This is a genomic window from Mesorhizobium sp. M0306, assembly GCF_040321655.1.
GTDB lineage: Bacteria > Pseudomonadota > Alphaproteobacteria > Rhizobiales > Rhizobiaceae > Mesorhizobium.
Map to the genome: position 1 here is coordinate 84,942 of NZ_JAMYRY010000015.1, position 21,853 is coordinate 106,794.

The window sequence follows — 21,853 nt, forward strand, 5'->3', positions numbered from 1 at the left end:
CCGGCGCGGGCGAACCTGCGCAGTGGATGGCCCTATGCTACCAGAGGAGGCATAGCCGAGGCCGAGGCAAAATGGCTGGCTCGCTGGCTCTTTCGAGGCACTCCTCATGGAACCGGCACGGCGCCGCCGCATGAGCGGGCACATCAGCGGACGGCTCTCCTGCTCCTGCCGCGCCAAAATCGGTACAACGCGTTCCCTTCCGATAGCCCGTCTATGTCGGGTGGGCCGCATCCATGTTCGTTCCAATGTATGAACAAGCACAATGCTGCGTTCGATCCGGTTCAACTGGAGGAAGTTCCACAGCCAAGGCCGGAACGCTGGCGCGAAGCGCAATCAAATAGCCGTATGAGAAAGCAATTCCCACAATCTGTAGAGGGCTCTCCAGGGCCGGATTGACGAACATGGCGAGGAAAATCGTGATGAAGACCGTGGACGCATGATTGCGAACACCGCGTGGCAGTCGATTTGGCGGGAAGGCCACCAAAATGGCAGACACGATCAAAATGAAACCAATGACCCCCGTCCGCAATATAGCTTGAAAGAACGAATTGTGAATTCCTGTCGAGAGTATCTCAAGCATTCTGGCATGCGTAATATTCCTGGTGTCGGGAAGAAAGGTAATATCCTCGAATCCGGGAAACTCGTATCGCCATCGGACCGATTCCTTCCCAAATCCGATGCCAAACCCGTATGTATCCGCAAGGGATGAGAGTGCGTCCGAAATGAACGCGAGTCTGATCCCGGAGTTCGGGTCCAGAGCAAAGGTTTGAGGTATGAAGTTCAACCCGACTGCATAGGCCGAAGTCAGTGCGGTCGCCAAAGCTGCGGCCATCAACCGGCCGGGCACGCCAATTAGAATGACGATCACCGTGACCGCAAGCACCTTGAACTGAGCCAAGGGGCTGGCGAGGGCTATTCCCAAAAGGAGCAAAATGCCGCCGTATCGGCGCCAGTCGTTCGTCAGAAAAATACCGCCTGCAATGAAAAACACGGCAATGACCATGTTGTTGATCAGCGCACCATAAAGAATCACTATCGCGGCTTGCCCAGATGCGCGCGGATATTGCACGTCCTGCTGAAACATCACCGCCGGCGCGACAACGAGAGACAGGAACAGGAAAACGGGTGCACCAAAAAAGGCATTGCCGCTCATCAGCCTGCGGCGGAAATAAGCCTTGGACGCCCATGCGACGGCGAAGAATCCTACAATCGGGACGATTTGCCTTGTGACTGCTTCTTGAAGGAAGTGAACCTGCCAGGAATCCGGCATCAGCCTGTATCTGGACAGCAGGGCAATGAAGAGGCAGAAGGCGGTGTAGACCGCGAGCAGACGAGGCGGCACCGTCTGCCGCAGCAAGGCATAGGCCAGACAGACACCGACCGGGACCACTATGAAGAAAAGGCCAAGCAGGCGCAGGGATATTGCGAGGGCGCAGGCCAGCCAAATGCCCGAGAGAAAGAGGGTGTAGTCGAGCACGTCAGGGGAATGGCTGCAAACGAGGTCGACCGGCTTTGAACCCTTCCTGCGTGACAATGTCGCTGGCGAGGTCATGGCCTGTATTCCCGGTTAGGACTGAAAGCCGCACGGTTCATCCTGGTCAAAATTACTGCCGAGAGTTTCTCTGCAGGGATGATGCGCAGGGTTCCCTCGAGGCGATCCGCGAAAGTGCGGCGTGCCTGCAGCACCAGGAGGACCTCGCTGATGACGCCCATGGCCGCTTCCAGATCAGCGGTGCGGTCGGTGCTGTGAAAATCAACTACTATACAACTGTATTCTTGCTGCAGATGCTGGAGTGCAGCGGAGATGGAGAGCGAGGCATTCAACTCGGAGATTGACCCCGAGGGCCTGAGAACCAGAACTTCCAGCCCTTCCTGATCGGCGGGAATGGTGGCAAACGCCCTGGCGAGCTTGCGACCTGGCTCCGCGTTCAGCATTGGCTGGTCCATTGATGGCTTTTGCCAATTGGCATCAACAAGCAGTGTCTTTTGCCCGGTCGCCGCAATGACCCTTGCGAGATGAACCGCCACCGTGGAGCTTCCGGACTTGGCGAGGGGTGAAGCAACGCCGATTACAAATCCGCCTTGGCGGTCCTGAACTCCGCGCATACGGCTGGCAATCTTGCTCAGCGAGCTGTGAAGCTCGGGAGCGTCCTTTGAGTAGACGGGCTGCAAAGACTGCTCGCATGGCCCCACAACATTCCACCTGCGGCGGGGAATTCTGCGGATCCCTACAATCCGATCAAGGCCGGTCGACCTGTGCACATCCTCGACCGTTATCAGGCGGTGGTTCATTGCTTGCCTGATCAATGCATGACCAACGCCGGCAACCCCACCGGCCATAACGGAGAGCGCTACCATCAGGACCGTTGGCGGCCAACTGCGTTGGCGAGGCGGTTCGGCGGGCGTGATGACCCTTGCGCTCGGGATCAGCGACGAGGCGCTAAAATCGGAGTGCGTCCGCTGCAGAAGGGTACTGTAAAGCGAGCGATAAACCTCGGCCGCGCTCTGCTGCTCGCGGATAAGGACTTGTGCCCTCTCCGCAGATTCAGGGTCCGATGGGAGTTCCGTCAGTGATTCGGTCACAAAAGCCTTTTCTCGAAGTTCAGCCAGCCGCTTGTGCAGATCAGATGTTTCTTCCGCGCGAGCCGCCTGCCGGCGTTCGCGCTGATTTCCGATGTAACCGTCGGCGATCGCGTTCGCGAGCATGGCCGAGAACTGAGGATCGGAAGAGGTGACCCCGATCTCGACGGCGGTGGAGGAACCCATCTGAACAACGGAAAACGCGCGCCTCACAAGGACCATCGCCTCATACCTAATATTTGGCTCCGCCGTCGGCATTTCGATGCCGAAGAGAGACCCCAATTGGCCCCGCACATAGCTGGAGATCCGGGTGCGCAAGCTGTCATCCGTCACAAACTCTTCGTCTTCCGCTAAGCCAGTGTGGTCAACAACGCGTCCGACGACCTCGTCCGACTGAATGACCTGTATCTGGCTCTCTACATAGACCCGCTCATCCGCCTGAGCTTCGCCCGGTTGCGGAGCCGGCGGAGATGAAAGGAGGATCGTCGCATAGGCGGTGTAATATCCAGGCGAAAGGACCGTATATGCGCCGCCGACACCAAGGCTCACAACCATCCAAAAGAGGCAAAGGCGCCAACTGCGCCGAACAAATCTCAAGATGTCTTTCGCGGTCAACTCGTCGCGATCCTTGGGAGGGATCGGCTGGTGAGGCGACCCGGACGGCTGAACGACAAAGTGATCGGTGGCGAACATCCAGACTCTCCTACGACCGGAAACGATCGGCCTCGTGCTCCAACGCCGCGGATTGGGACGCCGGCGGATATCCTCGCACCCGACCTTTGTCGCAAGCCGCCGCCGTGCGAAGGACGGCCGCTCCGCCAATGAGGAAGAAGCCGGCTGAAACCACCAGCACGACGACTTCCTTCGCCACCATCGCGTAAACAATGGCTTGCTCCGCCATGACGAAAGACAAAAAATATGTGGCCACCAGGAATACTAGCAGACCGGATACGTTAAGGACGGCCCATTCATTTTCATAGCCGTAACTGAACATGAATATATTTGATGTGAACGTATTTATGTTCATCAGCAATGGTATAATGGCCATTGCGCGCACGATAGGTATCGCTCCTGAAAATTCATCTCCGAAGAGGATCAATATTATATATGGAGCAACAAATAACATTCCGATACTAATCGTCATCCCGCCTGCTACGGTGAATAATGACCTCCTTATTAGTCGTATCCCGGCAGCAGGTTCGAAATGAGCGTAGTATGAAACCCTCGGTATGAAGGTATCCATAAGCAACTTGAAAAATATCCGCGCGGCTAGTAGGAATTTTTCGGCGACAGAATATTGTCCGGCTGCGACATAACCTTCGAAATGCCCGACAAGGGCGACAGGGAGGGTGACGAGGGCAGTCTCCACGGCTAAGAAGAGGCATCCCCTCCAGCCGTTGCGCAGCTGCATTCCAATCGTCGAAAGCGTCACGGACCTGAAGCCGCCGAACCCAATCGGAAGGATGAAAGGTAAGCAGATGACGCCACTGAGGACGGGAACTGCGCTCTGGATGGCAACGGCGAGCGCGACCTGGTCAGGTGATGCGACCATGGTGACGAAACAGACGAGCGCCAGAACGCGAGCAACAACCACCGCGACGGTCGCCTGCCAGGCGCGTTCCAGGCCGACGAAGAGCCAGGCCGGAAAAATAATGCCGCCGGCGGCCGAGAGCATCGCGCACAGGAATGTCGGCCTACTGAGCGCCAGGACGTCGCCGGCCAGCACAAGGCCAACCAGGCATACGGCAACGAACAGCACTGCCTTGGTGGCCATGACCTGAGCAACGAGTGACGCGATCGCCGCCGGCTCGTATCGAAGGGAAGCAACCCTGCGCTGCGCGGTCCAATGAAATCCATAGGCCACGACGGAGGCAGCGAGTTGTCCGATGGCGAGCGCATACGCGTACTGCCCGAAACTCATGGGCCCAAGGACACGCCCGGCATAGGGCAAGATGATCAGCGGCTGCAGGACGTCGGTGACATGCAGGACAGCCAGACTGGCGGCCTGTTTGCTCAGAGTCATGGTAGCCTCCAGTCAGGTGCCTGTCGAGGCAATGCAAACCACACAGTCCAGATATGGCAGCGCCGCCTCCCAGCAGCAGCGCCAAAGAACAGCCGGCCGTGAAGGAGTTGGCGCGGATCGGCAATACGGCGGTCCAAGTGTGTTCACTGGTTCCGCCTCCCTCTAACCGTCACGAAGTCTGCGCCTGGGAAGCAGCGATGCCTGCAGCAAAGCCAGGATGAACAGGCTGTTCGTCACGAGATACCTGCTCGCCAGGCGGCGGGGATCCTGGAAGAGCCGGTGCAGCCATTCCAGCCCGCTCTTCTGCATCCATTGCGGCGCCCGCTTGACGTCTCCGGCGTGGAAATCGAAAGCTGCTCCTACCCCCAACATGACCGCATTGACCCGGCCGCGATGCGCCTGCATCCAGCTTTCCTGCTTGGGACATCCGAGCCCCACCCACATGATCCTCGCACCGGACTGATTGATCATTCTGACCACTGCCTCATCCTCCTCGGCCGACAGAGGGCGGAGCGGAGGGGAGTAAGAGCCCACGATGTTTATGCCGGCAAACTCGGTTCGAATGCACTGTTCGAGACGCTGGAGGGTGCCCGGGCTGCCGCCGTACAGGAACATTGCCGAGCCCAGTTCCGATGCCCTCCGGCAACAAATCCACATCAGGTCCGGTCCGGCGATGCGCGGCTGATCCGCGTGTCCCTGCCGTCTCAGCATCCAGGCCACCGGCGCTCCATCCGGCGCGACAAGGTCGGCGCTATCCATCGCTTCGGCATGGGCGCGATTGCGGCGGGCGGTGACGACACTGTGGGCATTGCACAGGAAAACCGTTCGGCTCTCCCGCCGCAGGGCCCAGTCGAAGACGCAGTTGACTGCCTGCGCCAAGCCCAGGGCGTGCACGGGTACCCCAAGCACTTGCTCGCGCACCACTCCCTGATCGATCGCGAGCTCTGTCATGCCACCCTCGATTGCTGCAATGGTGAGCCATCATCACAGCGTGCGAGCACTTCGAGTTCAATTGCTATTCCGAACGGGAAGCTGGCGGGCGGCGCTCATTGGAGGTACTTAAAAGGAATACCTGTCCGAACCGGATAGACAGGTAACAGAATGCACCGATTGCATGGGCGACAGTTTTCTTGTCCGCCAGGAGGACCAGCGATGGTTTGGCAAGAGACTGGCATCATGGACGAGCGGCTTCGGTTTGTTGTGGAGTGCTTGGCGGGCGATGAGACGATGAGCGAGTTGTGTGCTGGCTTCGGGCTATCGCGCAAGACCGGCTACAAATGGCTTGGTCGCTATCGTGCGCTCGGCCCGGAAGGTTTGCCTGATCTGCCGCGGGCGCCGCTCAATCATGGCCGGGCGACGGCTTTGGATCTGGTGGAACAGATCGTTGCGGCCAAGGAGACGCATCCGCTGTGGGGACCGAAGAGATCGTAGCACGGCTGAAGCGCATCGCTCCCGAGTTGGCCTGGCCATCGGCCTCGACGGCTGGGGCGATCCTTGCTCGGCACGGCCTTGTCAGCGTCCGCAAGCGGGCACGGCTGCGGGCCTGCGGCAACGGACCGTGACCGCAAGCCGAGGCACCGAACGCGGTGTGGACGTGTGATCACAAGGGCTGGTCCGGACCCGTGACGGGTGGCGCTGCGAGCCGTTGACGGTGATGGATGCGTCGAGCCGCTACCTGTTGGCGCTCGAGGCGACGGGCTCGACGGCGGATGACGAGGCTTGGCCGGTATTCGAGCGGCTGTTTGAGGAGCATGGGCTGCCGGATCGGCTCAGAAGCGATAATGGCCCGCTCTTCGCGTCGGCCGGCGTTACCGGGTTGACGCAGCTTGCGGTGCACTTCATCAAGCTCGGCATCACGCTGGAGCGGATCGCGCCCGGCAAGCCGCAGCAGAACGGCCGCCACGAGCGCTTTCACCTGACCATGCTGCCGCTGGCCGAGGCGCCGCAGGCCGACAGAACGGCCCAGGGGCAAACCTTCGAGGCTTTCCGGCACGCCTACAATGAGGAGCGTCCGCATGAGGCGCTGGCCATGGACACCCCGGCGCAGCATTACCGCGCCTCGACTCGTGCCATGCCGACGACACCGCCCGAGCCCGACTATCCGGCCCAGGCGGCGGCGCGCAGCGTGCGCCACGATGGCGAGATCAGGCGGAACGGCGGCCTCGTCCACGTTTCCAAGGCGCTGGCCGGCGAAGCGGTCGCCGCCGAAACCGAGGATGGTGAATGGGCGCTCCGCTTCCACGCCCATCCACTTGGCATCATCGATACCAGGCGCATGAAGCTGGTGCGCCGCAGCGCCGCGGGTTGCCTACGGCATTGTTGTCGGGCGACACCGTGACGATCTTGACGCCGATATGGCGACCTGCCGGCGTGCCGGCCGCAACGGAGAGAACAAGGGATATTCCTTTTAAGTACCTCCGATGAGCGCCGCCCGCCAGCTTCCCGTTTCGGAATAGCAATTGAACTCGAAGTGCTCGCACGCTGTGATGATGGCTCACCATTGCAGCAATCGAGGGTGGCATGACAGAGCTCGCGATCGATCAGGGAGTGGTGGCATGTCGCAAAAGTTCGCGGGATGATGCCCTCTGGTTGCAGCCTAAAGAATTCACGCAGGATTATCTGGCATCGCTTTGCATCGCATTGGCGCAGATCGATACGGACGCCGTGCAGGAGGCGATACAGTTGCTGCGCGCCGTACGCGATGCGGGCGGCACAGTCTTCGTCGCCGGCAACGGCGGCAGCGCAGCGACCGCCTCCCACTGGGTCAATGACCTCGGTAAGGCCACGAAACGCTCGGGAAGGCAGCCAATCCGGGTCATAGGCCTGACAGACAACGTCTCCTGGATGACGGCGCTCGGCAATGACGAAGGCTACGAGCGTATCTTTGCCGGCCAGATGGAGAACTTCGCCAAGCCGGGTGACCTGCTCATAGTGATTTCAGCCAGCGGGAACTCGCTTAATCTCGTGCGGGCAGTCGAACTCGCTCGCGAAAGGAAGGTAACCACCATCGGTATTGTCGGTTTTGACGGCGGCACGCTTAAAGCGCTCGTCGATCAGCCAGTATGGGTGAGGTCCGAAAAAGGCACCTACGAACTCGTCGAGGACGTCCACGCCGCGATCTGTCATGCCATCACGCGATACCTCATCGCCGACCGACCGGAGCGCGGTCAATGAATATTGTCCTGCCGAGCTCTCCCTGGCTGCAAAAGGCAGATGTCGAAGGCCGCACCTACAGCCGGCCGCGCCAGGCGGTCATCCTGGCCGGCGGGCGTGGCACGCGCATGCGGCCGATCACACTCGATCGCCCGAAACCAATGGTGCCGGTGCTCGGCCGCCCTTTTTTGGAATACCAGATCGAACAGCTGCGGCAGGAGGGGTTCGAAAGGGTTCTTCTTCTACTCGGGTATTTGCCCCATGTCGTGATGGACCATTTCGGCGACGGCAGCAGGTTCGGCCTCAGTATCGAATATGCCGTCACCCGTCCCGACGACCTCACCAGCAGCCGGGTATCCAATGCCCGTCACCTCATAGATCCGTGCTTCCTGCTGCTGTATTGCGACAATTACTGGCCGATGCGCATCGAGCGGCTGTGGCAACGCTTCTGTGCGGCCGGCAAGCCTGGAATGATCACGGTCTACAGCAACAAGGACGGCTATTCACGCGGCAGCGTGATCCTTGATGCGAACGACAATGTGACCGTCTTCGACCGGCTCCGCACCACGCCCGGGCTGCAGGGAGTCGAGATCAGCTATGCCATACTGACCGATCTCGCCCTCGAACTCCTGCCCGACGAGGACACCCTCTTCGAGGAGGCCATCTACACGCCGCTCGCGACGCAGCATCGGCTCGCCGGCTTCGTGAGCGAGCACCGCTATTACAGCGTGGGCTCGATCGAGCGTCTACCCGCGACGGAGCGCTTTATGAGCCGCGAAAAAACCATGCTCGTAGATAGGGACGGCGTACTCAACTGCAGACCGCCACGGGCTCAATATGTGTGTTCATGGGACCAGTGGGAGTGGGTTCCGGGTGCAAAGCAGGCGTTGGCCCTTCTGAACGAGGCCGGCTACCGCATAGTCATCATCTCCAACCAGGCAGGGATAGCGCGCGGAGCGATGACCGCCGCTGATCTCGAGGCGCTTCACCAGCGCATGTGCGCGGAGTCCGAAGCCGTCGGCGGCAAGATCGCGGAGATCTACCACTGCCCACACGGCTGGGACGACGGCTGCGACTGCCGCAAGCCCAAACCCGGCATGCTGTATCAGGCACAGCGCGACTTTGATCTCGATCTCACACGCACACTCTTTGTCGGCGATGACGATCGTGACCGTCAAGCGGCCGAAGCCGCAGACTGCCTATATGCGCAAGTAAGCGAGCAATGCTCGCTTCTGGACCTCACCCGTCAACTCCTTTCGAAAGCGGAGCACGGCAGACATGAATGAACCAACACGCGTTCTCGTCACCGGACACAATGGATATCTCGGTTCTGTCATGGTGCCCGTGTTGCAGGCGGCGGGCCATGAGGTGGTCGGGCTAGACATAGGATATTTTCGTTCGTGCACCCTGGGAGCCGACAATGCCAGTGTGCCCGAGATCACAAAGGATCTGCGCGCCATCGAACCCCCGGATCTGCAGGGCTTTGACGCGGTGATCCATCTGGCGGCACTCTCGAACGACCCGATCGGAAATCTCAACGCGGATTGGACGAGGCAGATCAATGAGGAAGGGACAGTTCGTCTGGCCACGATGGCCAAGGCGGCGGGCATCCGGCGGTTCCTATTTTCCTCCTCTTGCATCATGTATGGCATGTCGGAAGCCGCCGTCGTCGACGAAACCGCCCCGCTGGCGCCGCAAACAGAATACGCAAGATCGAAGGCTGTTGCCGAAGAAGCGCTGCGCGCCCTGGCGGACGACCGGTTCTCGCCCGTCTATTGCCGCAACGGCACCGTCTATGGTCTCTCGCCGCGAATGCGCTTCGACACCGTGCTGAACAATTTCATGGGCAGCGCCTTCACCACTGGACGTGTCGAAGTCCATAGCGATGGCACGCCATGGCGGCCCCTGGTTCATGTCCAGGATGTCGCGCGCTATTTCAAATTGATGCTGGAGGCGCCGCTACAGGACATTCACAATGAGGCGTTCAATATGGGTGTTGAAAGCCTCAATCTTCAGGTGCGCGAGATAGCGGAGATCGCCGTTGAGGCCGTCCCCGGCGCGCAGCTCACAATGACACCGAAGCCGGGCGCGGATCAAAGGACCTACAAGGCGGACTTCAGCAAGTTCTCACGGACTTTCCCGGATTTCGAGTTTCAGTGGACGGCGCGCATGCGAGCGCAGGAGCTTTACGAGGCGTTCCGCTCGATCGCACTTACATTTGAAGACTTTACCGACAAGCGCTTCACGCGGCTGCGCTGGCTCGATCATTTGCTCAAGGCGGGGATGCTCGATGATCAACTGCGCTGGCGAACGGCACAGCCGCGTGTTGCCTAATTTTCATTCCGTCGATTTTCGAGGGCAAAATATGGAACAGCTAGACGGGACCAAAGTCGTGGAGCGCCGCTCAGGACTGGACCTTCCGACCATCATCGATCGCGCCGCACAGCGTTTACCGTCTCTCGTGCTGACGCGCACTCCTTTGCGCGTCAGTTTTGCTGGCGGCGGTACTGATCTGCCCGATTTCTACAATCTCGATTGCGGCGCGGTCTTCAGCGCGGCAGTGGACAAGTACATCTATGTCACCGTCAAGCGTCACAGCGTGATCTTTAATGAACCCATCCGCTTGAACTATTCACAGACGGAGCAGGTAAACACCATAGGGGAGATCAAGAACAACATCGCTCGCGAATGCCTGCGTTTCCTGGAGATCGAACCACCAATTTACATCTCGACGGTCGGAGACATGCCGGCCTCGACGGGCATGGGGGGGTCGAGCTCGTTCACGGTGGGACTGCTCAACGCCCTGCATGCATTCCGGGGAGAACGTGTCACCCCTGGCCAACTGGCCGAAGAGGCATGTCACATCGAGATGGACATCCTCAAGGAACCGATTGGCAAGCAGGACCAGTATGCCGCCGCGTTCGGGGGCATGAACCTGTTCCGCTTCCAGCCGGGCGGCGCAGTAACGGTCGAGCCACAGCGGGTGCGCAATGGCGCCGTCGAACATCTCTTCAGCAACCTGATGATGTTCTGGACATCGCATCAGCGACCGGCCAGTTCCGTGCTGGCAGAGCAGAAGGCGAAAACGTCAAGCAATCTCGATACGCTCAGGCGGATGCGGGACGATGCCTTCATGCTTCAGGAGATCTTTTCGGAGCCCGTCATCGACATAGAACGCTTCGGTGCGGCCCTTCACGCAGGGTGGGAGATGAAGCGGAGTTTGGCGTCCCGCGTGAGCAACGCGGAGATCAATGGCCACTACGACCTCGCCAGGGATGCTGGTGCGGAAGGCGGCAAGCTGTGTGGCGCCGGCGGCGGCGGATTCCTTATGTTCGCGGTCAAGCCGGAACGCCGGGAAAGTGTCCGACGCGCACTCTCACACCTAGCCTATGTGCCTATCGGCTATGAAGTCCACGGCTCGCGCCTCTTGCATCCGGCGCAAGTCTGATGCCGTCCCGCGATCGCACAAGCGGACCGCCGGCGCGAGCAACCCTCAGGAGAGATCGTCGGAGATGCGACCCGACGTGACACTCATTTGACCAATGGATCTACGATGCTTTTCATAAAGACCGATATTCCCGGCGCCACCCTGGTGGAACTGCAGAAATTCGAAGACGAGCGGGGCTCTTTCGCACGCGGCTGGTGTTCGCGGGAGTTTGCCGAGCAGGGGCTTCCCGATCGTGTCGTGCAGATGAATATTTCATACAACAGGCACAAGCACACACTGCGCGGCTTCCATTACCAGCTGGCTCCCCATGGCGAGGACAAGATGCTTCGTTGCATCCGGGGCAGCCTGTACGACGTGCTGATCGACCTGCGGCCCCAATCGCCCACCTATAAGGAGCACCTCACGGTGGAACTTTCAGCGGCGAACGAACGAATGCTGGTGATACCTAAGGGCTGCGCGAACGCCTTTCTCACCATGGAGGACCACTCCGAGGCGACATATCTCGTCTCCGAATTCTACACACCGGCAGCCGAGCGCGGTGTTCGCTGGAACGATCCTGCCTTCGCCGTTCAGTGGCCGGTGGATGCGCCGGCGCAGATTTCTGACAAGGACCGAAGCTGGCCGGATTATGACCGCTAACCTTTCGCCGCCACGACCTTTTGAGGAGCAGCACAGGGGAAACGTAAATGTTCATTGTCGACAGGGAGTTGGAGAGGCTCCAGGCTCAGGGGCGGCCAATTCGCGTGGGTATGGTGGGGGCCGGCTTCATGGCCCAAGGCATCGCGCTTCAGATGCTGCGATATGTCCCAGGCATAGAGCTCGTGGCGATTTCCAACAGGCACGTGGAAAAAGCGCGAGATGCCTATGCCGCTGCAGGCGAAGACGATGTGACGGAGGCGACCAGCACCAAAGCGCTTGAGGATCTCGTGGCGCGCGGTCGCCGCGCGATCACGGCGGACCCGATGCACATTTGCGAGGCCGACGGCATCGACGTCATCGTCGAAGCGACAGGCGCGATCGAATTCGCTGCCCACGTCACAATGCGCGCGATCCGGCACGGCAAGCATGTCGCCCTGATGAATGCCGAGCTCGACGGCACGATCGGACCGATCCTGAAAGTGTATGCCGACCGGGCAGGAGTGGTCCTCACCAATGTGGAGGGGGATCAGCCCGGTGTAATCATGAACCTCTACCGTTGGGTCAGGGGCCTGGGCATACGTCCGGTGCTTTGCGGGAACATCAAGGGCCTGCACGATCCCTACCGAAACCCGACGACCCAGGAGGGTTTTGCCAAGAAGTGGGGGATGAAGGCCCCGATGGTCACCTCCTTCGCGGACGGCACGAAGATCTCGTTCGAGAACGCCATCGTAGCCAACGCCACAGGCATGCGGGTGGCGAAGCGCGGCATGTACGGGCCTGTTGTCGAGCCTGGTAGCCCGATCCAGGGGGCGGTCGGCTGGTATCCGCTCAATCAGCTCCTCGAGGGGCCGGGGATAGTTGATTATTGTGTCGGCGCCATGCCCAACCCCGGCATCTTCGTTCTTGGCACCACAGAGGATGCCGTAGAGAAGCACTATCTCTCACTCTACAAGATGGGGCCCGGACCGCTCTACTGTTTCTATTGGCCTTATCATTTGTGTCATTTCGAGGTGCCCTCCACGGTCGCGAGAGCCGCAATATTCCGCGATGCTGCGATTGCGCCCCTGGGCGCACCGACCGTTGATGTGGTGGCCGCCGCCAAGCGGGATCTTAGTGCCGGAGAGATCCTCGATGGCCTTGGACATTACATGACCTACGGGCTCTGCGAGAACGCGCTGACGGTGCACGCCGAGCGGCTTGTGCCGATCGGGCTCGCCGAGGGCTGCCGGCTGCTGCGCGACGTGAAGCGGGACGAGGTGCTCGGCTATGACGACATTGAGCTTCCGGTCGGGCGGCTTTGCGACGCGCTGCGCCGGGAGCAGGATCTTGCCTTCTTCGGCCGCTCTGCAGCCTCCCTGCGCCGCGAGGTTTCTGCGACCGCTTAGTTAGCGGAACTCCAGTTGTTCCGCCGACCGAACCCCGAGAGTTGAGATGGCCGAACCGATGGCGCGAACGTTATCCGATTTACATTGCCTGACGCATGCTGCCGCGCTTTGCCTCCTCTTTGTGGGTACGACTTTCCTGGCCCTTAACCCGGATTGGATCGATAGGCCCCTCGCAAAGGCCGTCAACACCGTAGCGAGCAATCAGCCCTTCGCCAGCCGGCTCGCTTTCGGTGCCGTCTACCCAACAACCGAGGGCGCTATAGCTGTGTCCTTGCTTTGGTATTGCTGGTTCGCCCATGACGGGCCGGAATCGAGGGCAAGGCTGGTGAGCGGCGTCTGCGCAGCTGTCCTCGCGGCGCTCGTAGCGCATTTCCTGCAGCGCAATCTGCCGACGACGCCAAAGCCGATTTTTGACTCCGCACTTGGGATTCATATCCCGGATGTTCTGGGCGACGCTGCCGTTCTGCGCTCAGCGCCGTTCGCCGGCACCCCCGGGTTCCCCAGCGAGCGAGCGGTTCTGTTCGCGGGTCTAGCGATCGCCATTCTTCTCGTTCACTTCGAACTCGGACTCCTCGCCCTGGCCTGTACCTTGGTGGTAGAGCTTGCGCGAGTCTACTTGGGGCTGCATTACCCGACCAATGCTCTGGGTAGCCTCGCCTTGGCCGCGACCTTGGCATGGCTAGCACAAACGCGACCGAGCCTTGAACTCGGCGCCCTGGTTCTCCGGTGGGAGCACGGCGCCCCGCCAAGCTTCTATCTGTGCAGCTTTCTGGCCTCATACGTTGTTGTTGCGTTCCAGGACTTGCGCGAACTTGCCAAAGGGCTTCTCCAGTAGGAACTGGTGTGAAGCCGGCCAGCGGACACGACGACCTCGAATTTATCGTGCGTGCATCGCCGGGCTGGAAGCGTCATCTTGGCCAAACAACAACAATCATGCTGAAGGGTGTTCGCAACAGCGGCGAATTACCTCAATGCAAGGGATCAAAACATAAGCATCCGGCAAGCTGTATAAGGCCCCTCTACGGCTTCCACTGGCCCTATCACCTCTGCCATTTTGAGATACCCAAATACATTGCGCGCGCCGCGCTGTTCAACAAGCCCGATCTCTCCGCTCGGCGAACCCAGGTCAATTTCGTTGCAACCGCCAAGGCCGATTCGCACTGCCCGCCCTTCCTGCGTTCAGCTCCGCAACGACAGGATTGCCACTTCTTCGGCTCCGCAGTAGCCGGCACAACCCACGGACAAGGGCATCGGCATAGGGACTCGTGAGCCGGCGCTCGCAGCGGGGCGGCTACTTCCTATGCAGTAGGGCGAAGACATTGGCCCAGCCCAAGGCGACGCTCCCGCAGCATCTGTTACGAACGCCGAGCGATGGGATTACCTCCTTTTGCTGGAGCGCCTGCTACAATGGCACTCTGGTCGCGGGAGGGAATTGATGTAAAATTCACAGGGCGATAGCCGCTCCGCGTTACGCCAGACTGAACCCATCTGGCGCTCTGGTCCATTTTGGACACGGTGAGGACGGCGCAGTCAAGCGGAACAGCTACAATAAATAAGCCAAAGGCACTATTGATGTACAATCCAGATTGGCTCCGGTATTGTAAGCGCGTTGTAAGAGCGGCCTTAGGATTCGATCATCTTCTCCGGCCCGAATGCTCCGTTCCTACACAAAAACTCGGCTCCGCATATGGAGGTTGGGTGGTTGCGGTCGAGCCTCTTCTAGATGCTCCCGCCCCTATTGTTCTTTCATTTGGCTTAGGGGACGACATTTCATTTGATCAGGAAATCAGCAAAGTATTCGGTGCAAAGGTCTTTGGGTTTGATCCGACTCCGGCCAGTCTTGACTGGATTGCCGCTCAGGAATTACCCCCCACTGTGCGGATCTACCCCTTGGGAATATCTAATTTCGACGGGGAGCAGACGTTTTCTGTGTCCGAAGATGATACACGCAGCAATTTTTCCACGAAGATGGTTACAGGCAAGAGCATTGTCTGCAACGTGAGGCGATACTCTACTATCCTGGATATGCTCGGACTGGCAACTATAGATGTGCTGAAACTCGACGTCGAGGGGGCAGAGCACGACGTCCTTCCAGAGGTGCTTGGATCTGATGTCTTACCGAGACAGATTCTCGTCGAGTTTCACCACTGGTGGCACCGCACTCCGGTGGAGCAAACCTACCGAACAGTGGAAGCGATAAAGGGCCAGGGTTACACCCTGTTCCATGTTTCTCCTGCGGGCCACGAATTGTCATTTTTGCTGACGCGATAACAAGCCTTTCGAGAACTTTCGACAAGCCGCCCTCGGTGGCGGGGATCGTCGGCAACAACCTGACGCCACGCTTGTCAGGTGACCCCGAGATGCAGGCCGGACGCGAACCGTTTCTCAGCAGGCATCGCCCGCGCCGGACTGGTCAGCCGACCCACATGTTCGGCATTGCCGACGGCAGCATGGCCGGCAAGCAGCTCGCGGAGAAGCGGTGGCGCAAGCGCGCTTGTGAACTGACGGCTCGCGGCAGGGCGGCTACGTCCATGCCATAGGAGCATAGGCTGAAGAGCCCAGCCAAGCAGAAAGGGGACGCACGGGAAGTAGCTGTGACGGGCATTGAGCGGTGGGGATTACCTCCTTTTGCTGGCGTGCCTCCCACAATGACACTCTGGTCGAACAAGGCGCTTTCGCCCTTCATTAAAGGAGTGTGGGGGCAGATCGTCGGTCGACGGCGCCACCACAGCCCTCAAACGATTGGATGGGACCCGATGACAGATCGCATTGCGCTCATAACTGGTGTGACCGGTCAGGACGGTGCCTACCTTGCCAGACTGCTGCTGGAGAACGGCTATACTGTCCACGGACTGAAACGCAGATCCTCCTCCTTCAATACCGAACGCATCGACGACATCTACGTCGATCCGCACGAACCAGACGCACGCTTTTTTCTCCACTACGCCGACCTGACCGATGCGACCAATCTCATCCGCATCATTCAGGAGACTCGCCCCACCGAAATCTACAATCTGGCGGCCCAAAGCCATGTCCAGGTAAGCTTCGAGACGCCTGAATATACCGGCAACGCCGATGCCCTTGGCACACTCAGGCTGCTTGAAGCCATCCGCATCCTGAAGATGGGAGAGCGGGTGCGCTTTTATCAAGCGTCAACCTCCGAGTTGTTCGGCAAAGTCCAGGAGGTGCCTCAGACGGAGAAGACGCCGTTCTACCCGCGCTCTCCCTATGCGGCGGCCAAACTCTATGCCTATTGGATCACGATCAACTACCGTGAAGCGTACGGAATGTTCGCTTCCAATGGCATACTGTTTAATCATGAAGGCCCCACGCGCGGCGAGACGTTTGTGACCCGCAAGATCACACGTGCGGTTGCCGGTATCGAGCGAGGCTTCCAGTCCGCCCTCTATCTTGGAAATCTGGATGCGAAACGCGACTGGGGGCATGCTCGCGACTATGTGGAGGGCATGTGGCGGATTCTTCAGCACGCCGAGCCAGACGACTTCGTCCTCGCCACGGGCGAAACCCACTCGGTTCGAGAGTTCGTAGAGCGTGCCTTTCGGGCAGTCGGCCGCGTCATCGTCTGGGAAGGTAAGGGGGTGAACGAGATCGGCCGAGATGGCAAGACAGGAGAGATCCTCGTCCGAGTCGACCCACGCCATTTCCGTCCGACGGAGGTCGATCTCCTGATGGGAAATCCGGCGAAAGCCCGCTCAAAGCTCGGCTGGTCGCCAAAGACGACGTTCAGCGACCTCGTGGCGGAAATGGTGGCCGCCGATCTGAAACGTCTGGAGCGAGAGAGCTGGCACAGGGACAGTAGCGTCTAGAAAGGGCCACCGGCCATGGACCACCTTATCGGCTCGACGCAAAACGGATATTTGTGCTGGCCAACGCGGCATGTCGGCTCGGGTGTAGCGCGGCGACTGGAGGAGGAAACCTGCGAGGTCCTAATGGCTCCGCGACGTTCTCGACCTTCGAAATCTGGACGCCGTGCATCGCTGGATGACAGAAACCAGGCCCGACGCCGTGGTCGTAGCAGCCGCAAAGGTCGGCGGGATTCTCGTCAACGATCGCTATCCGGCCGATTTCCTGCCCGACAACTTGCTGATCGAAACGAATGTCATCCACGCCACGTTCCGTTGTGACGTCGACAGACTGGGTTCTTGGGCTCATCCTGCATCTACCCGAAGCTGGCGCCACAGCCGATCCCGGAACACGCGCTTCTCACGGGCCCCTTGGAACCCACCAACGAGTGGTACGCTATCGCCAAGATCGCCGGTCTCAAGCTGTGTCAGGCCTACCGCCGCCAGTACGGTGCTGACTATGTTCGGCAATGCCCTGTAACCTATACGGTCCAGGCGACAACTTCGACCCGGAGAATAGCCACGTTGTCCCCGCACTCATGCGCACGACCCACGACGCGGTCCCGATCAACTATGACTGGGCCGGCCCGATCCACTGCGTGCCCGAGCATGTCCCCATCTTCGATCACCTGCGCGGTCATCGCAACATTTTCTATGGCATGGGCTTCAAAGGAACCGGCATTGCGCCTGTAGCTTTGTCGGCATCGACCGGCGGCTGGCATTAGCTCCAGAGCCGTTCCGCTATTTCGGGGTCAGGCTTGTGCGCAGCGCAATCCGGCGCAAGAACGACTTCGAGATTCGCAATCGGAATCCGGATGCGCTCACCCGTTTTCTTGCGCAGCTCACGCCGGGGGCATCTCAGGCAATAATGGTCCGACCCAGCAGTCCGCGTGGGCTGTCATTCAGCCGAGCCGAGCCGCAAATGGCCGATGGCGTGTAGGCAAGCGAAGAAACATACGGCAGGTCAATATCCCTGCATGGCATCGACCTCGATATAGAGAGGCGCTGCAGCCCCAGCTATAGACCGTTGCGGCCAGGTCAGACGGCCTCGCGATTGAGATGAACCGCAATTGAATTACGCTCCACCAAGCGGGCCGCGAGAACACGGTGTTCGAAAGGTGCGGCGTCCCGAGCCAGCCTCTTCAAGAGAAGCTCTGCTGCCGTCGCTCCGATCAGATGCGCCGGCTGCGCGATGGCTGTGATACCTTGGGCCACGAATTGCATCCAGTCGAGATCGTCGAAGCAAAGCAGCGAAACGTCTCCTGGAATCGCAAGCTTCAATGCGGAAATCGCCTCCAGAACTCCTGTCGACATCACACCATCGGCGGTAAACAGAGCGGACGGTGCATTGCGCATTGTCAGCAGATCGAGCGCCTCCTTGCGGGCTGCCTCGCTGGAATAGACCGCCACGCGGCGGATCAACTGCGGATCCGGCGAAATGCCCGCGGCGCGATGGGCTTCGAGATAACCCAACAACCGTTGCCAGCTTGGATGATGGTAGCGAACGTCGGAGCTGGAGAGATCAGCGTTTGCCACAAAGGAGCCAACATCATCGCGTTGGTCCGGCCCGAGTTCCGCCAATATTCCGATGCGGCTGTGTCCGGCGGCGATGATCGCCGCGATGCTGTTACGCGTTACAGAAACGTTGTCGACCACGACCGAATCGGTTTGCATGCCCGCCACGATGCGGTCGAACTGCACGACGGGACAGCGGGCCGCGACTGCTTCACGAAGATGATCCGGCTCGTCCAAGAAGGTCGATGAGACGACTAAACCATCGACCTGCTTTTCCAACAGCAGCTGCACCGCCTCTCGCTCGAGTTCGGCATTTTCGTCACTATTCGTAACGATAACCCCGAAGCCGCCACGGCGCGCGACGTCCCCTATTCCGCGCAGCACGCTTGCATAGAATGGGCTTTCGATGTCGCCCACGACAACTCCGATAGTCTGCGTCTTACCGGTGATCAGACCTTTGGCCAGGCGATTGGGGCGATAACCCAGCGCAGCTGCTGCGGCGCGCACCTTCTCCTGGACCTCAGGGCTGCTGTAGCCGTAGTCACCAAGAACGCGCCCAGCCGTGGCAGAGCTCACTCCAGCCCGGCGAGCGACTTCGATGATAGTTGCGTTTTTGGATCTTTGAGTCACCCAGCAAGTCCCGCCGACCATGCAACGTCGTGGCGACGAACTAGCGGCAGTTAGGCACGCCCCGCAAGGCCGAACACCGCAGCACCCGCCGTTGCGCACACCATTTGAATCACAGCACCTCCGACAGAAAGCGCCGAAGACGCGGGCTCTGCGGATTGTCGAAAAGGTCCTCCGGTCGCCCTGCCTCGACGATCCGCCCCTCGTCCATGAATACGACCTGGTTCGCGACCTTGCGGGCGAAATTCATCTCGTGTGTTACGACCACCATCGTCATCCCGCCCCGACCGAGATCGGCCATCAAGTTCAGGACGCCTTTGACCAATTCCGGATCGAGCGCGCTGGTGACTTCGTCGAACAGCATAATTTCGGGTTCGAGGGCGAGCGCACGCGCGATGGCCACCCGCTGCTGTTGCCCGCCCGAGAGATTGGCCGGCCGATGATCTTTGCGCTCCAGCAGTCCGACTTCATGCAGCCTGGCTAAGGCCGCGCCCTCAGCCTCCTCGCGCGACATGCGTTTAACTTTGCGCAGCGCCAGAGTGATGTTGGCGAGCGCGCTGCGGTCGGGAAACAGATTGAACTGCTGGAAAACCATGCCGACGCGCCGCCGGAGCTGGTCAGGGGTCTGTTTGTAGATGCTTTCGCCATCGAGCAGAATGTCACCGGCTCGACACTCTACTAGGCGGTTGAGGCAACGCAGCAAGGTGGACTTGCCCGAGCCGGACGGACCGATGAGGCAGGTGACGGTCCCGGGTTGCACTTTCAGACTGACGTCATGGAGCACCTGGACGGCGCCGTAGGCCATGTCGATATTCTTCACCTCGATGCCCCCACCCTTGAAGCGAATGGGCTGTGCTGCGGGCAACGTCGCTGCGCCCGGCACGACGGCTTCGGCAAGCTCGGTGACTTCCTTGAGGCCACTCTGCACGGCGGTGATTCGTTTGCCGACACGCATGCGCGCGTCGATGTAGTTGACGAGATGGGTCAGCGGCACCGTGATCACGAGATAGAACACGCCGGCCAGCAAGAGCGGCGACAAGTTGCCGGTCAGCACAGCCTGGTCTTGGCCGACGCGGAACAGTTCGCGTTCGGAGGCGAGCAGACCAAGGAAATAGACCAGGCTGGAGTCTTTAACATTGCCGATGAACTGGTTGACCAGTGCAGGCAGGACGCGACGGATGCCTTGCGGGATCACCACAAGGCGCATGCCTTGGCCATATGTCATGCCGAGAGTGCGCGTGGCGTCGATCTGACCACGCTCGACGCTCTGAATGCCGGCGCGGAAAATCTCCCCGATGTAGGCGCCGGCGATCAGGCTGAGCGCCAGAATGCCCAGCGGATAAGGCGATGGACCGAACAGATCTCGGCCCAACCGCGCGAAGCCTTGGCCAATGATCAGGATTGTGACAATGGCAGGAAGCCCGCGGAAGATATCGGTGTAGACTCGGGCAAGGAGTTTCAGCGGCTGGTTCTCGGAAATCCCCATCACGGCGAGTACGATACCGATCAGCGTCCCGAAAAACGTCGAGGCAAGGGCCAGGATCAAGGTGTTCTTGAGGCCGACCGTCACCATGTTCGGCAGAACTTCTGCCATCGCCTGGAAATCCAGGAAGCTGCGGGCGAAGGTGTCGAACCAGCTCATATCAAGTCCATCTACAACTCGGCCGGGCACCGTTGCTCACGGGTCCGGCCGGAAACGATAACAAATACGCGCGAATTTACTTCTTGGGCAGATATTGATCCGGCATCGGAGTGCCCGGGAACCACTTCTCGTGCAGCCGTTTCCAGGTGCCATCGTCCATGGCCTCGCGCAGGGCCTTGTTTAGCGCCTCGCGGAAGGCATCGTTGCCTTTCTTGACCACGAACCCGGCCGGCGCATCGAAGGACGGCACATTCATGGTTATCTTCAGGTTCTTATAGCGCTCCACATACTGCTTGGCCGACTCATAGTCAGTGAAATGGCCATCGATCGTTCCGTTGTTCAGCGCCGCCACCGCAGTGTTGTTGTCGGGGAATTTGACGATGTCGCCCTTCAGATTCTTCTCTGCATAGATCTCCTGCAGCGTCCCCTGGATCACGCCGATGCGCTTTCCGGCGGTGCTTTCATTACTTGTCAGTGCCGGATCCGCCGAAATGATCGACAGGTAGCCGGCGAGATAGCCGTCGCCAAAATCCACTGTCTTCTTGCGCTCCGCGGTCGTGCCGATGGCGGCGACAGCGACGTCGAAGCGACCGTTGGCGACAGACGGCAGGAGCGCCGAGAATTCCTGGCCGGTGAAAACGACCTGCTCCTCCTTGAACCCGAGCCGGCGCGCCACGTCGCGGAAGAGTTCAGCGTCGAAGCCGGTGAAGTTGCCGTTGGCGTCGGTGAAGACATAGGGTTTCGCATCGCCCATCGTCCCGACACTGATCACAGCAGGGTCAATGAGGTTGTAGGGATTGGTGGCCGCCTTTGCCTGCGTTGATGCAGCCAACGTGCTAAGTCCTGTCACAAGAGCGATAGTCAGCGCCAGACCGCATTTCACCAGTTGGCGCCTGCTTGAATTCGTTTGCATGTCTTCTCCTCTTAAGATTGGCCGAACTCGGCCTGCGATCCCACTCGACGTCTAATCCATCAAAA

At 59.8% G+C, this 21,853-nt stretch carries 18 protein-coding genes and 2 pseudogenes; 13 read left to right on the plus strand and 7 right to left on the minus strand.

The window, feature by feature from the left end:
* Positions 1–211 precede the first annotated feature (211 nt).
* The 4 genes from NKI95_RS20530 to NKI95_RS20545 form a co-directional block, all read right to left on the minus strand.
* Entirely contained in the window at positions 212–1,552 is a 1,341-nt protein-coding gene (locus NKI95_RS20530) for a hypothetical protein (protein WP_352719102.1), read from the minus strand.
* Positions 1,549–3,273 (minus strand): GumC family protein, encoded by a 1,725-nt coding sequence (locus tag NKI95_RS20535; RefSeq protein ID WP_352719103.1) that lies wholly within the window; start codon positions 3,271–3,273, stop codon positions 1,549–1,551. Before NKI95_RS20535 ends, NKI95_RS20530 begins: the two co-directional genes overlap by 4 nt.
* A 10-nt stretch (positions 3,274–3,283) precedes the next feature.
* A complete protein-coding gene (locus NKI95_RS20540) occupies positions 3,284–4,603 on the minus strand; it encodes an oligosaccharide flippase family protein (protein ID WP_352719104.1) in 1,320 nt (439 codons plus the stop codon).
* A gap of 162 nt (positions 4,604–4,765) precedes the next feature.
* The gene (locus NKI95_RS20545) at positions 4,766–5,554 is read right to left on the minus strand and encodes a WecB/TagA/CpsF family glycosyltransferase (RefSeq protein ID WP_352719105.1); all 789 of its coding nucleotides are present in this window, start codon (positions 5,552–5,554) and stop codon (positions 4,766–4,768) included.
* Positions 5,555–5,755: 201 nt separating this feature from the next.
* On the opposite strand from NKI95_RS20545, the pseudogene NKI95_RS34475 reads away from it, so the two are divergent.
* The 13 genes and pseudogenes from NKI95_RS34475 to NKI95_RS20615 all read left to right on the plus strand — a co-directional run bounded on the left by NKI95_RS34475 (position 5,756) and on the right by NKI95_RS20615 (position 17,816).
* Positions 5,756–6,941, plus strand: a pseudogene (locus NKI95_RS34475) (integrase core domain-containing protein).
* A 182-nt stretch (positions 6,942–7,123) separates the two neighbouring features.
* On the plus strand, positions 7,124–7,777 hold the full coding sequence (locus NKI95_RS20560; protein ID WP_352719107.1) for an SIS domain-containing protein: 654 nt from the start codon (positions 7,124–7,126) through the stop codon (positions 7,775–7,777).
* Positions 7,774–9,042, plus strand: a complete 1,269-nt coding sequence (locus NKI95_RS20565; RefSeq protein ID WP_352719108.1) for an HAD-IIIA family hydrolase — start codon at positions 7,774–7,776, stop codon at positions 9,040–9,042. The genes NKI95_RS20560 and NKI95_RS20565 overlap by 4 nt, the downstream gene beginning before the upstream one ends.
* Positions 9,035–10,090, plus strand: coding sequence for an NAD-dependent epimerase/dehydratase family protein (locus NKI95_RS20570; RefSeq protein WP_352719109.1), 1,056 nt, complete (start codon positions 9,035–9,037; stop codon positions 10,088–10,090). Before NKI95_RS20565 ends, NKI95_RS20570 begins: the two co-directional genes overlap by 8 nt.
* Positions 10,047–11,204, plus strand: coding sequence for a GHMP family kinase ATP-binding protein (locus NKI95_RS20575; RefSeq protein WP_352719110.1), 1,158 nt, complete (start codon positions 10,047–10,049; stop codon positions 11,202–11,204). Before NKI95_RS20570 ends, NKI95_RS20575 begins: the two co-directional genes overlap by 44 nt.
* 105 nt (positions 11,205–11,309) lie before the next feature.
* Positions 11,310–11,843, plus strand: coding sequence for a dTDP-4-dehydrorhamnose 3,5-epimerase (gene rfbC, locus NKI95_RS20580; protein ID WP_352719111.1), 534 nt, complete (start codon positions 11,310–11,312; stop codon positions 11,841–11,843).
* A 47-nt stretch (positions 11,844–11,890) separates the two neighbouring features.
* On the plus strand, positions 11,891–13,228 hold the full coding sequence (locus NKI95_RS20585; protein WP_352719112.1) for an NAD(P)H-dependent oxidoreductase: 1,338 nt from the start codon (positions 11,891–11,893) through the stop codon (positions 13,226–13,228).
* A 46-nt stretch (positions 13,229–13,274) separates the two neighbouring features.
* Positions 13,275–14,063 carry a phosphatase PAP2 family protein gene (locus NKI95_RS20590; RefSeq protein ID WP_352719113.1) on the plus strand — a complete coding sequence of 263 codons (789 nt, stop codon included), beginning with the start codon at positions 13,275–13,277 and terminating at the stop codon, positions 14,061–14,063.
* 8 nt (positions 14,064–14,071) lie between these two features.
* Positions 14,072–14,497, plus strand: coding sequence for a hypothetical protein (locus tag NKI95_RS20595; protein ID WP_352719114.1), 426 nt, complete (start codon positions 14,072–14,074; stop codon positions 14,495–14,497).
* A gap of 303 nt (positions 14,498–14,800) precedes the next feature.
* A complete protein-coding gene (locus tag NKI95_RS20600) occupies positions 14,801–15,499 on the plus strand; it encodes an FkbM family methyltransferase (protein WP_352719115.1) in 699 nt (232 codons plus the stop codon).
* Positions 15,500–15,984: 485 nt separating this feature from the next.
* Entirely contained in the window at positions 15,985–17,055 is a 1,071-nt protein-coding gene (gene gmd, locus NKI95_RS20605; RefSeq protein WP_352719116.1) for a GDP-mannose 4,6-dehydratase, read from the plus strand.
* 47 nt (positions 17,056–17,102) lie between these two features.
* Positions 17,103–17,651, plus strand: a pseudogene (locus tag NKI95_RS20610) (NAD-dependent epimerase/dehydratase family protein); the annotation flags it as partial.
* Positions 17,631–17,816 carry a hypothetical protein gene (locus NKI95_RS20615; RefSeq protein ID WP_352719157.1) on the plus strand — a complete coding sequence of 62 codons (186 nt, stop codon included), beginning with the start codon at positions 17,631–17,633 and terminating at the stop codon, positions 17,814–17,816. The pseudogene NKI95_RS20610 and the gene NKI95_RS20615, both read left to right, overlap by 21 nt.
* Positions 17,817–18,129: 313 nt before the next feature.
* Here NKI95_RS20615 and NKI95_RS20620 read toward each other — a convergent pair whose 3' ends face one another.
* The 3 genes from NKI95_RS20620 to NKI95_RS20630 form a co-directional block, all read right to left on the minus strand.
* On the minus strand, positions 18,130–19,257 hold the full coding sequence (locus tag NKI95_RS20620; protein WP_352719117.1) for a LacI family DNA-binding transcriptional regulator: 1,128 nt from the start codon (positions 19,255–19,257) through the stop codon (positions 18,130–18,132).
* Positions 19,258–19,345: 88 nt separating this feature from the next.
* Positions 19,346–20,875, minus strand: coding sequence for an amino acid ABC transporter permease/ATP-binding protein (locus tag NKI95_RS20625; protein WP_352719118.1), 1,530 nt, complete (start codon positions 20,873–20,875; stop codon positions 19,346–19,348).
* A gap of 76 nt (positions 20,876–20,951) precedes the next feature.
* Positions 20,952–21,788, minus strand: coding sequence for an ABC transporter substrate-binding protein (locus tag NKI95_RS20630; RefSeq protein WP_352719119.1), 837 nt, complete (start codon positions 21,786–21,788; stop codon positions 20,952–20,954).
* Positions 21,789–21,853 lie beyond the last annotated feature (65 nt).

What these genes read in the sequence shown, in the direction of transcription:
- NKI95_RS20530 (WP_352719102.1), bottom strand. Translation starts at nt 1,552, where the DNA reads ATGACCTCGCCAGCGACATTGTCACGCAGGAAGGGTTCAAAGCCGGTC.
- NKI95_RS20535 (WP_352719103.1), bottom strand. Translation starts at nt 3,273, where the DNA reads ATGTTCGCCACCGATCACTTTGTCGTTCAGCCGTCCGGGTCGCCTCAC.
- NKI95_RS20540 (WP_352719104.1), bottom strand. Translation starts at nt 4,603, where the DNA reads ATGACTCTGAGCAAACAGGCCGCCAGTCTGGCTGTCCTGCATGTCACC.
- NKI95_RS20545 (WP_352719105.1), bottom strand. Translation starts at nt 5,554, where the DNA reads ATGACAGAGCTCGCGATCGATCAGGGAGTGGTGCGCGAGCAAGTGCTT.
- NKI95_RS20560 (WP_352719107.1), top strand. Translation starts at nt 7,124, where the DNA reads ATGACAGAGCTCGCGATCGATCAGGGAGTGGTGGCATGTCGCAAAAGT.
- NKI95_RS20565 (WP_352719108.1), top strand. Translation starts at nt 7,774, where the DNA reads ATGAATATTGTCCTGCCGAGCTCTCCCTGGCTGCAAAAGGCAGATGTC.
- NKI95_RS20570 (WP_352719109.1), top strand. Translation starts at nt 9,035, where the DNA reads ATGAATGAACCAACACGCGTTCTCGTCACCGGACACAATGGATATCTC.
- NKI95_RS20575 (WP_352719110.1), top strand. Translation starts at nt 10,047, where the DNA reads ATGATCAACTGCGCTGGCGAACGGCACAGCCGCGTGTTGCCTAATTTT.
- rfbC (WP_352719111.1), top strand. Translation starts at nt 11,310, where the DNA reads ATGCTTTTCATAAAGACCGATATTCCCGGCGCCACCCTGGTGGAACTG.
- NKI95_RS20585 (WP_352719112.1), top strand. Translation starts at nt 11,891, where the DNA reads ATGTTCATTGTCGACAGGGAGTTGGAGAGGCTCCAGGCTCAGGGGCGG.
- NKI95_RS20590 (WP_352719113.1), top strand. Translation starts at nt 13,275, where the DNA reads ATGGCCGAACCGATGGCGCGAACGTTATCCGATTTACATTGCCTGACG.
- NKI95_RS20600 (WP_352719115.1), top strand. Translation starts at nt 14,801, where the DNA reads ATGTACAATCCAGATTGGCTCCGGTATTGTAAGCGCGTTGTAAGAGCG.
- gmd (WP_352719116.1), top strand. Translation starts at nt 15,985, where the DNA reads ATGACAGATCGCATTGCGCTCATAACTGGTGTGACCGGTCAGGACGGT.
- NKI95_RS20615 (WP_352719157.1), top strand. Translation starts at nt 17,631, where the DNA reads ATGCGCACGACCCACGACGCGGTCCCGATCAACTATGACTGGGCCGGC.
- NKI95_RS20620 (WP_352719117.1), bottom strand. Translation starts at nt 19,257, where the DNA reads ATGGTCGGCGGGACTTGCTGGGTGACTCAAAGATCCAAAAACGCAACT.
- NKI95_RS20625 (WP_352719118.1), bottom strand. Translation starts at nt 20,875, where the DNA reads ATGAGCTGGTTCGACACCTTCGCCCGCAGCTTCCTGGATTTCCAGGCG.
- NKI95_RS20630 (WP_352719119.1), bottom strand. Translation starts at nt 21,788, where the DNA reads ATGCAAACGAATTCAAGCAGGCGCCAACTGGTGAAATGCGGTCTGGCG.